Genomic DNA, 672 nt, shown 5'->3' with positions numbered 1-672 from the left:
GCGCCGAGGGCACGGGCCGCATCCGCCCCGCCCCCGTGCCCCGCCGGCCGGTGTGGATTCCGTCGGTCGCCAGCCTGTATTCACAGGTACCACTGCGGCAGGAAAACAGCTATTTCTCCATTGGGGAACGCTGCAACGCCAACGGTTCGAAAAAATGGCGGCAGTTGCAGGAAGCAGGCGACTGGGATGGCTGCGTGGCACTGGGCCGCGAACAGGTGGCCGAAGGGTCAAACGCGCTGGATATCTGCACCGCCTTCGTCGGCCGTGATGAAATGAAGGAGATGAACGAGGTGGTGACCCGCTTCACCTCCTCGGTCAATGCGCCGCTGGTCATTGATTCCACCGAAACCCCGGTGATCGAGGCCGCACTCAAGCTGCATGGCGGCAAGCCCATCATCAACTCCATCAACTTCGAGGATGGAGAGGCGATCGCCAATGAGCGCATGCTGCTGGCGCGCAAGTTCGGGGCCGCCGTCATCGCCCTGACCATTGATGAAGTGGGCATGGCCAAGACGGCGGAAGACAAGCTGCGCATCGCCACCCGCCTGGTCGAGTTCGCATGTGAAAAGCATGGCCTGCCGCAGTCCGACCTGATGATCGACCCGCTGACATTCACCATCGGCACCGGCACGGAAGATGACCGCAAGCTGGGGGAATGGACGCTGGAGGGCA

Annotated in this window: 1 protein-coding gene; it reads left to right on the top strand. The window is 62.8% G+C overall.

What is annotated here, in order from left to right; genetic code table 11:
* A partial coding sequence (locus DY926_RS16090; RefSeq protein WP_158551933.1) for a dihydropteroate synthase occupies window positions 1–672 on the top strand: 672 nt, incomplete at both ends.

Source organism: Komagataeibacter melaceti, from assembly GCF_003403295.1.
GTDB classification, from domain to species: Bacteria; Pseudomonadota; Alphaproteobacteria; order Acetobacterales; family Acetobacteraceae; genus Komagataeibacter; species Komagataeibacter melaceti.
Note: the sequence above shows the minus strand (reverse complement) of the source record. Positions and strands in the feature narration are given on the sequence as shown.